This is a genomic window from Shewanella abyssi, assembly GCF_023284025.1.
Lineage (GTDB): Bacteria > Pseudomonadota > Gammaproteobacteria > Enterobacterales > Shewanellaceae > Shewanella > Shewanella abyssi.
The window spans coordinates 1-9,799 of sequence record NZ_JAKIKR010000090.1 but is presented as its reverse complement, the minus strand read 5'-3'; the positions used below and the strand labels follow the sequence as shown (position 1 = coordinate 9,799).

At 44.8% G+C, this 9,799-nt stretch carries 6 protein-coding genes and 1 pseudogene; 5 read left to right on the top strand and 2 right to left on the bottom strand.

From position 1 onward, the window contains the following. Positions 1–93: 93 nt before the first annotated feature. From dnaN to L2755_RS21320, 4 genes and pseudogenes are all read left to right on the top strand, one after another. A pseudogene (dnaN, locus tag L2755_RS21335) lies at positions 94–1,086 on the top strand (DNA polymerase III subunit beta); the annotation flags it as partial. A gap of 117 nt (positions 1,087–1,203) precedes the next feature. Further along, positions 1,204–2,286 (top strand): DNA replication/repair protein RecF, encoded by a 1,083-nt coding sequence (gene recF / locus L2755_RS21330; protein WP_248982662.1) that lies wholly within the window; start codon positions 1,204–1,206, stop codon positions 2,284–2,286. Positions 2,287–2,302: 16 nt separating this feature from the next. Continuing rightward, on the top strand, positions 2,303–4,720 hold the full coding sequence (gene gyrB, locus L2755_RS21325) for a DNA topoisomerase (ATP-hydrolyzing) subunit B (protein WP_248982661.1): 2,418 nt from the start codon (positions 2,303–2,305) through the stop codon (positions 4,718–4,720). 128 nt (positions 4,721–4,848) lie between these two features. After that, a complete protein-coding gene (locus L2755_RS21320; protein ID WP_248982660.1) occupies positions 4,849–5,889 on the top strand; it encodes an HDOD domain-containing protein in 1,041 nt (346 codons plus the stop codon). An 86-nt stretch (positions 5,890–5,975) separates the two neighbouring features. Here the strand turns inward: L2755_RS21320 and glyS are convergent, their stop codons facing one another. Both glyS and glyQ read right to left on the bottom strand, forming a co-directional pair. Continuing rightward, positions 5,976–8,045: a glycine--tRNA ligase subunit beta gene (gene glyS, locus L2755_RS21315; RefSeq protein ID WP_248982659.1), complete on the bottom strand. Its 2,070-nt coding sequence runs from the start codon at positions 8,043–8,045 to the stop codon at positions 5,976–5,978. A gap of 11 nt (positions 8,046–8,056) precedes the next feature. Beyond that, complete coding sequence (gene glyQ / locus L2755_RS21310) at positions 8,057–8,962, bottom strand: glycine--tRNA ligase subunit alpha (RefSeq protein ID WP_248982658.1); 906 nt, start codon at positions 8,960–8,962, stop codon at positions 8,057–8,059. Between the two features lie 117 nt (positions 8,963–9,079). Here glyQ and L2755_RS21305 point away from each other — a divergent pair, with 117 nt between their 5' ends. Next, positions 9,080–9,655 (top strand): DNA-3-methyladenine glycosylase I, encoded by a 576-nt coding sequence (locus L2755_RS21305; protein WP_248982657.1) that lies wholly within the window; start codon positions 9,080–9,082, stop codon positions 9,653–9,655. Positions 9,656–9,799: the final 144 nt, after the last annotated feature.

The following is a 9,799-nucleotide window of genomic DNA, read 5'->3' as shown; positions in this document are numbered from 1 at the left end:
TTGCGGGAACCGTTGTACGACCTTCAAGGACTTCACCCTCAAGTTGAACTTCGCCGACTAATTGAACTTCCAAGTCAGTACCTGTCAACCTAAGTGAGTGAGCACTTACTTAGGTTGACAGGTACTGACTTGGAAGTTCAATTAGTCGGCGAAGTTCAACTTGAGGGTGAAGTCCTTGAAGGTCGTACAACGGTTCCCGCAAAGAAGTTTTTAGATATCGTTAAGTCTTTACCCGATCAGGTAGAGCTTAAGATTGAACAGCAAGAAAATCGCTTATTATTACGTTCAGGTCGCAGCCGTTTCACCTTGGCAACTTTGCCAGCTGAAGAGTACCCCAATGTAGAAGCGTTTGAAGCTGATATCGAATTTACCCTCAAACAAGGCACGATGAAGTCCTTGATTGAGGCTACTCAGTTCTCAATGGCAAACCAAGATGTACGTTATTACCTTAACGGTTTGTTATTAGAGACCGAAGGCAATGTACTGCGTGCTATCGCAACTGATGGTCACCGTTTGGCAATGAGCTATCGTACGATTGAAGCTTCTTTACCTGAAAAGCAGGTGATTGTGCCGCGTAAAGGTGTATTAGAACTTATGCGCTCATTCGAAGGTGATGATCTAGATGTCACTATCGCAATCAGCGATAACGCCATTAGAGCGACGACAGCGACGGCTACGTTTACCAGTAAGTTGGTAGATGGACGCTTCCCTGATTATCGCCGTGTGTTACCTAAAGGCGGCGATAAGATTGTTATTGCTAGCCGTCTGCAGCTTAAGCAAGCCTTGCTACGCGCGTCTATTCTATCGAATGAAAAGTTCCGTGGTGTGCGAGTGCAGTTAGAAAACAATTTACTTAAGATCACTGCTAATAACCCCGAACAGGAAGAAGCGGAAGAGATCTTAGATGTTGAATACGAAAACACCCCATTAGAGATAGGTTTTAACGTCAGTTATCTACTGGATGTATTAAACAACCTACCGTCTGATGATGTGCGTATTACGCTGATTGATGGTAACTCAAGCGCACTTATCGATAATCACGTAGAGCAGAACTCTATGTATGTTGTTATGCCTATGCGCTTATAGCCGAGCGTTTTATTCTGCTTTTTGATACCAGATAAAGTGTTTTGACACGCCGTCGGCTTTATCTGGTATAAATAACCACTTCGAAAATCACCTCCCCGTAGCACTTAAAGGGTATTAATGAGCCTTAATCGCCTTCATATTGAAGCTTTCCGTAATATTACCTCTGCGCAGTTGCAGCCAGGTGAAGGGCTCAATTTAATTTATGGCCACAACGGGAGTGGCAAGACCAGTATTTTGGAAGCTATCTACTTTTTGGGTATGGGGCGCTCTTTTCGCAGCCATCTGTCGCAACGAGTGATAAAGCATGACCAAGATGCACTGACTTTATTTGCCAATATGGTGACAGCAGAAGATGAGAGTAAAATCGGTCTTAGGCGGTTTAGAAGTGGCGAGATTGAAGTTAAGATTAATGGTGATAAAGTTAAACGTTTATCGACATTAGCGGAAACGTTACCGATTCAAGTGATCACTCCGGAAAGCTTTTCATTGCTTTTTGAGGGGCCAAAATCCAGACGACAGTTTATTGATTGGGGGGCGTTCCATTCAGACCCTCGCTTTTATGCTGCTTGGGTGAATGTACGCCGAATATTAAAACAACGAAATCAATTACTCCGGGATGAATCGCCCTATAGTTCGATACAGTTTTGGGATAAAGAATTTATTCGTTATGCTGAACTGGTCACTGATATACGAAAGCAATATGTAGACTCGTTAAATGAGCTACTTAAGGGTATAATCGAAGAGTTTTTACCTCAGGTTGATGTGAAGATTTCTTTTACCCGAGGATGGGATAGTAAAACAGAGTATGCACAGCTGCTCGAGACGCAGTATCCCAGAGATTTAGCCACAGGCTTTACTGTCAGCGGACCCCATAAAGCGGACTTAAGATTGCGGGTAGGAACACTGCCAGCACAAGACGCTTTATCCCGTGGACAGTTGAAATTGTTAGTCTGTGCATTGCGTATTGCACAAGGAAAGTTGCTCAAACAACAGATAGACAAAAACAGTATTTATCTGGTGGATGACCTTCCATCGGAATTAGATGCACAGCATAGAAAACTATTGCTACAGCAGTTAGCAGATACCGGCGCACAAGTTTTTGTCACGGCAATCGAACCAGCAGCAATAGTCGATTCGTTAATCACGCCGCCAAGTAAGGTGTTCCATGTGGAACATGGGCGTGTAACGGTAATTGAATAACCGACGAGAGAATAATATGTCAGAGAATAGTTATGATTCTTCGAGTATTAAGGTATTAAAAGGCCTTGATGCGGTACGTAAAAGACCTGGAATGTACATTGGTGATACTGATGATGGCACCGGTCTACATCATATGGTATTCGAAGTGGTCGATAACTCTATCGATGAAGCATTAGCGGGCCACTGTAACGACGTCATTATCAAAATTCATGCCGACGGTTCGGTATCGGTAACGGATGATGGTCGTGGTATTCCTGTTGAGATCCACCCTGAAGAGGGTATCTCTGCAGCTGAAGTTATTATGACGGTACTGCATGCTGGTGGTAAGTTCGATGATAACTCTTATAAAGTGTCAGGCGGTTTGCACGGTGTAGGTGTGTCGGTTGTTAATGCACTCTCTCGCAAGTTGCAGTTGATCGTGCGTCGTGACGGTAAGCTTTATGAGCAGTTTTATACTCATGGTGTACCTGATGCGCCTATTAAAGAGATTGGTGATTCGACTCATACCGGTACAGAGCTAAGATTTTGGCCAAGTACTGAAACGTTCACCAATGTTCTGTTTCATTTTGACATTCTGGCTAAACGTGTACGTGAATTGTCCTTCTTGAACTCAGGTGTCGGTATTCGTCTAATTGATGACCGTGATGACCGTGATGAGTTTTTCAAGTATGAAGGTGGTATCAGTGCATTTGTTGACTATTTAAACGTTAATAAAACACCGGTAAACAAAGATGTATTCCACTTTATTCACGAGCGCGATGACGGTATTACCGTTGAAGTGGCTATGCAGTGGAATGACGGCTTCCAAGAGAACATTTTCTGTTTTACTAACAACATCCCTCAACGCGATGGTGGTACTCACCTAGCGGGTTTCCGTGGTGCGTTGACGCGTAACCTCAACAACTACATGGAAAAAGAGGGTTATAACAAAAAGGGCAAGACCAACGCGACCGGCGATGATGCTCGTGAAGGTTTGACCGCTGTTATCTCGGTTAAGGTTCCAGATCCTAAGTTTAGCTCGCAGACCAAAGACAAATTGGTGTCGAGTGAGGTCAAAACGGCCGTTGAGCAGACCATGGGCGAGCAGTTAGGTGATTACCTAGCAGAGCATCCAAATGAAGCTAGGTTGATTGTTGGCAAGATTATCGATGCATCACGTGCTCGTGAAGCGGCGCGTAAAGCCCGTGAACTCACACGTCGTAAAGGCGCACTCGATCTAGGTGGTTTGCCAGGTAAGTTGGCCGATTGCCAAGAGAAGGACCCAGGTCTTTCTGAAATATACATAGTGGAAGGAGACTCTGCTGGCGGATCAGCCAAGCAGGGACGTAACCGTAAAAACCAAGCGATTCTTCCGCTGAAAGGTAAGATCTTAAACGTTGAAAAAGCACGTTTTGATAAGATGTTATCTTCGCAAGAAGTGGTCACGCTAATTACCGCACTAGGTTGTGGTATTGGCCGTGATGAATATGACCCAGACAAGACCCGTTATCATAACATCGTCATCATGACCGATGCCGACGTCGATGGCTCGCACATCCGTACCTTGCTGCTGACCTTCTTCTTCCGTCAAATGCCTGAGCTTATCGAGCGTGGTTACATCTATATTGCACAACCACCTTTGTACAAGGTGAAAAAGGGTAAACAAGAGCAGTATCTAAAAGATGATCCTGCACTAACGGAATATCTAACGACTCAAGCACTCGATAACGCCAATGTTTATCCTGCGCAAGGTGCACCAGGTATGTCTGGCCAGCCATTAGAGGCTTTGGTTAAGCAGTATCGTGAAGTGGAAGCGATTATTCAGCGTCTTGAAAAACGTTACCCAACTAACGTTGCTGACTTGATGTTGTACCATCCTGAGCTAACGAGTGAAATGTTGAGCGATGAAGCACAAGTTAAGGCCTGGTCTGATGCATTTATTGCTGACTTAGTTGAGAAAGAGTCTGGCGGCGTCTTGTACAGTGCTGAGCCTATTCTTGATCCAGAGCGTCAAGTGTATCTACCGAAGATCACCATTCGTAAGCATGGTATCGATACTAGCTATCTGTTCAGTTATGATTTTTTCCAGTCTACCGATTATCAGCGTATTGTGAAATTAGGCGCTGAAATTGATGGTTTAGTGGAAGAGGGTGGTTATGTTCAACGTGGTGAGCGCACTAAAGATGTAAGCAGCTTTATTGAAGCACTTGATTGGTTGATGAGTGAAGCTAAGCGTGGCCAGTATATCCAGCGTTATAAGGGATTGGGTGAGATGAACCCAGAGCAGTTGTGGGAAACTACCATGGATCCTGAGTCTCGTCGTATGCTGCAAGTGACTATTGAAGATGCGATTGGTGCTGATCAACTATTCACTTGTTTGATGGGTGATCATGTTGAGCCTCGTCGTGCATTTATTGAGTCTAACGCGCTGAACGTGGCTAACTTAGACGTCTAGTCTTATTGCGAAAGTACTTACTTAAAAATAGTAAAATCGGCGCCTATGGCGCCGATTTTTTGTTGTATGGCATATGGGTGTTTACCATAGCTTTAATTGGTCGACATTATTACTCCCGGTCACAGAAATTGTTCAAAAAAATATTTAAAAAACTGTTTAATATCAGAGATAAAGTAATTGTTGAGAAACCTAAAAGTTTCAGTGGCGCGGCAGAGTCTTACCAAACTAATTCATCGCCACCACCGATAAACAACACTCCTCCCCAAGCATCTGCTGTTACACCTACCGATATATCGGCATTATTCTATAGTTTGTTATTTCCTAATACTCAGCAAAATGGAGTGGCAAACGAGTTAGAAAAGAGTGTTTTTAGACGAGTAGAGGTGGCACTTTCTGCGCCCCAAGCCATTGCGGATCGGGTGTTGAAACTCCCCACGCAAGTAGCGGCGCTAGATAAACAGTTAGCAGATGAAAACAGCGACATTAAAGCGTTGTTAGCGTTAATAGAAAAAGACCCAGTGCTGAGTGTTGAAGTACTAATGTTATGTAATGCACCACTGTTTCGACGTAGTGAAAAAGAGATCACTAGCTTACAGCAAGCGGTTGTGCAGCTGGGTCGAGAGCAAATGAAACGCTTCATTACCACGAGTTTGTTACGTGGCTGCATTGAAATTAAACCGATTTATTTTCGCCGTTTTGGCTCACAAATTTGGCGTCACTCAATGCAAGTTGCTTACTTAGCAAGTGAGTTAACCGATGAAGATGCTGATAGTGCATTTTTGTTGGGGTTAATTCATGATGTGGGAAAAATCGCTATCTTCAAGCTGCTATTAGAAGCCTTTAAGCAGGCAGAACCGGGCGAGCAACCTTGTTCAAATCTGTTTCGACAGGTGATGACCACAAAATCATTAAGTCTAAGCGCCTTACTCGCCAAGCACTGGCAGTTACCTGCCATATTTGAGGCAGAGCTTGGTCATCTGGCTATTGTTGATTCTAAGCCTGCTGGTGGCTTAGCTGAAGCGGTGTGGCGAGCCAACTTGATCAGTGAGTGCTCTATGTTGTTTGAAGCCAAAAAACTGGATGAGTTACAACTTAATCGGTTGTTATTAGCAGCGGGTATCGATAGAGGTAAATTTGATGAGCTACAGCAAAAGCTGATCCTATTTTAGCTTTCACCTATGGCCAGACAATAAAAAGCCCCTGATTTAGGGGCTTTTTTATTGGATTGCAGCAACGAGGTTACTGCCGTCAGCTGTTACTGAAGTAGCGAAATGTCAGCTGCATGTAAGAACTGTTCACGTAGGCTAGATAGCAGCGCTAGGCGGTTATTCTTAAGGGCTTGATCATCTGCCATCACCATCACATCTTCAAAGAAGGTATCTACGCTTTCACGTAAGTTTGCCAGCAGTGCCAGCGCTTCTTGATAGTTAGCAGCAGCAAATAGCGGCGCTAATAGTGGTTGTAGCTCTGTTAGCTTAGTTGCTAGTGCTTTTTCTGCCGGTTCAACCAGTAGTGTATCGTCGATAGCCGTAGGAAGTTCACCTTCCACTTTAGCCAAAATGTTTGATACACGCTTGTTAGCTGCAGCAAGTGCCGATGCTTGCTCAAGTGTTCTAAAGTGAGCAACGGCTTTAATGCGGCTTTCAAAATCAGCGGGTGCGGTAGGGCGACGAGCCAATACGGCTAGGATCACGTCTACACTCACTCCTTGATCTTGGTACCAAGCACGGAAGCGACCCATAAAGAACTCGAGTACCTGCTCTGCAACCTTGTCGTTAGTTAACGTTTCACCGTGTAGCTCTTGTGCTTTAGCAATCAAATCAACAAGATCTAGTGGCAAGTTGTTTTCTAAACAGATCCGCAGTACGCCAATCGCAGCACGGCGCAGTGCAAATGGATCTGCTGCACCTTTTGGCGCTTGGCCAATACCGAAAATACCGACTAAGGTGTCGAGCTTTTCAGCCAAAGCAACACAGATTGAGATAGGTGCTGTTGGTACTGTATCGCCTGAGAACTTAGGCTTGTACTGCTCGGCAAGTGCCACGGCTACCGCTTCAGTTTCACCATTTAGACGTGCGTAATGCATGCCCATAGTGCCTTGAAGATCGGTAAATTCCATTACCATGTTAGTCATCAAGTCAGACTTACAAAGTAGTCCTGCACGGGCTGCTTCTTCGCTATTAGCACCAATGCTGGTGGCGATATAAGCTGCCATGGCAGAAATGCGCTCTACGCGTTGCTTGATCGAGCCTAACTGCTTTTGGAAAATAACGTTTTCTAAGCTAGTAAGGCGAGATTCTAGTGAATTTTTCTTATCTGTTTTGAAGAAGAACTCTGCATCGGCAAGACGTGGGCGAACTACTTTCTCGTTACCGGCAATAATCTGTTGTGGATCTTTAGACTCGATATTAGTGACAAAGATAAAGTTAGCCATAAGCTGACCCGCTTTATCAAATACTGGGAAGTATTTTTGATCACCCTTCATGGTGTAAACCAAGGCTTCAGCCGGTACGTCGAGGAACTTCTCTTCGAAGCTAGCCGTGAGTACTACTGGCCATTCAACCAGTGAGGTAACCTCTTCCAATAGGTCGTCTTCTAGATCGGCTACGCCACCTAGTTTAGTCGCAGCAGCTTCTGCATCGGCTTTAATTAGTGCTTTACGCACCTCATAGTTGGCCTCTACCTTCCCTTGTTCTTTAAGTGCTGATAGGTAGTTGTCGGCATGATCAAGCTCGAAGCTTGGGCTACCCATAAAGCGGTGACCACGGATAACGCGGTCTGACTTTATACCTAACAACTCTCCAGCAACAACGTCGCTGCCAAGCAGCATAGTCACAGTGTGAACCGGGCGAATAAACTGAGTGGTGTTATTACCCCAACGCATAGGCTTAGGGATAGGCAGCTTGTCTAGAGAGCGTTGTGCCATCGCGGCGATAAGACTTTTAGTTTCGACACCAACGACTTTAGCTTGATGTAGTAACCATTCGCCTTTATCGGTCTTTAAACGACCCGCTTGTTCAACAGTAATACCATTGCCACGAGCCCAGCCCATAGCGGCTTTAGTCGGGTTGCCTTCAGCATCGAATGCTTGTGCGACTGCTGGTCCACGCTTTTCTACCACTTTGTCAGCCTGAGCCAGAGCCAATTGGTTAACGCAGATAGCTAAACGGCGAGGGGCTGCATGCCATACCGCAGTTTCAAAGCTCAACTCAGCTTTTTTTAATTCATCAGTAAAGTTGCTAAGAAAAGACTCAGCTAACTTACGTAGCGATTTTGGCGGTAGCTCTTCAGTGCCTACTTCAATGAGTAAGTTTTCAAAATTCATCAGTTATTCCTCTACTTACCGATTGGGAAGCCAAGAGCTTCACGTGCTTGATAGTAAGCTTCAGCTACACCCTTAGCCATGGTACGAACGCGTAAGATATAACGCTGGCGTTCGGTGACCGAAATAGCATGGCGTGCATCAAGCAAGTTAAATGCATGAGAGGCTTTCATCACTTGCTCGTAAGCAGGTAATGGCAGTGGCTTTTCAAGTGTTAGTAGATGCTGACAAGCTTGCTCGCAGTCATCAAAATTTCTGAATAACACTTCAACATTCGCGTGTTCAAAGTTATAAGCTGATTGCTCAACTTCGTTCTGGTGGAAAATATCACCATACATAACTTTGCCCAATGGGCCGTCTGTCCATACGAGGTCGTAAACGTTATCGACCTCTTGAATGTACATCGCCAGACGCTCGAGGCCATAGGTGATCTCGCCAGTGACAGGCTTACATTCAAGTCCACCGACTTGCTGGAAGTAAGTAAATTGCGATACTTCCATGCCGTTTAGCCAAACTTCCCAGCCAAGACCCCAAGCACCCAGCGTCGGTGATTCCCAGTTGTCTTCAACAAAGCGCACGTCATGAATACTCATGTCGACACCAGCTGCAGCTAAAGAACCAAGATAGAGCTCTTGAATATTATCTGGCGACGGTTTTAACACGACCTGGAATTGATAGAAGTGCTGTAGGCGATTTGGGTTATCACCGTAACGACCATCAGTCGGGCGTCGACTCGGTTGAACATAAGCACAGCTCATTGGCTCTGGGCCTAATGCGCGTAAGAAAGTCATAGGGTGGAATGTACCCGCACCTACTTCCATGTCCAATGGTTGAACAATTGCGCAACCTTGCTGCGCCCAGTATTCCTGTAGGGTCATAATAAAACCCTGGAATGTTTTTACGTCGTGTTTCGTCGTCATATCCGCTTGTCTACTGCCTGGAAGCTTAAATAGAAAATGGTGTCGATTATACCTTGTAGGTTTACGCTTATATAGGTTATTTTTTATCTTACTAACGATAAATCTAGGATTAGGGCTATGGATGTAACGCGTTGCGGTTGGGTTGGTAAAGATCCCATCTATCAAGAGTATCACGACAAAGTGTGGGGCCGACCGGTATATGACAGCCATGAATTGTTTGCCAAACTCTGCCTTGATGGACAACAGGCTGGCCTGTCGTGGTTAACTATTTTGAAGAAACAACAAAATTACCAAGTGGCTTTTGCCAATTTTGATCCCGCCATTATTGCGACTTTTGATGACGATAAAATAGAGGAACTGCTGCTTAACCCGGGGATTGTTCGCAATCGTTTAAAGGTCAATTCTATTATTAAAAATGCTAAAGGCTATATGGCATATGTGGAGCAGGGTAATGATTTTTCAGAGTTTTTATGGAGTTTTGTTGGCGGTGAACCCAAAATTAATCATTTCACTTCGGTGGCTGAAATGCCGGCACAAAGCATCGAATCAGAAGCGATGTCTAAAGCGTTAAAGAAGCTGGGCTTTAATTTTGTCGGCCCGACAATTTGTTATGCGTTCATGCAAGCCGTCGGCATGTTTAACGACCACACAACAGATTGTTTTTGTTATGGCTTAGAAGGTCCTAGGTACTAGGACGTTCGCCAGCTCACTACTAGGACGGACTACGTCCTGCTAGGAAATCAACAGAAAACACCCTTTGGCTTTTGATGTTGATTTTATGCTTTGCTAGAACCTTCTTTTAAAGTAGGTCGGCATTTATGCCGTCGCTTTGCTCTT

What these genes read in the sequence shown, in the direction of transcription:
- L2755_RS21305 (WP_248982657.1), top strand. Translation starts at nt 9,080, where the DNA reads ATGGATGTAACGCGTTGCGGTTGGGTTGGTAAAGATCCCATCTATCAA.
- glyS (WP_248982659.1), bottom strand. Translation starts at nt 8,045, where the DNA reads ATGAATTTTGAAAACTTACTCATTGAAGTAGGCACTGAAGAGCTACCG.
- glyQ (WP_248982658.1), bottom strand. Translation starts at nt 8,962, where the DNA reads ATGACGACGAAACACGACGTAAAAACATTCCAGGGTTTTATTATGACC.
- recF (WP_248982662.1), top strand. Translation starts at nt 1,204, where the DNA reads ATGAGCCTTAATCGCCTTCATATTGAAGCTTTCCGTAATATTACCTCT.
- gyrB (WP_248982661.1), top strand. Translation starts at nt 2,303, where the DNA reads ATGTCAGAGAATAGTTATGATTCTTCGAGTATTAAGGTATTAAAAGGC.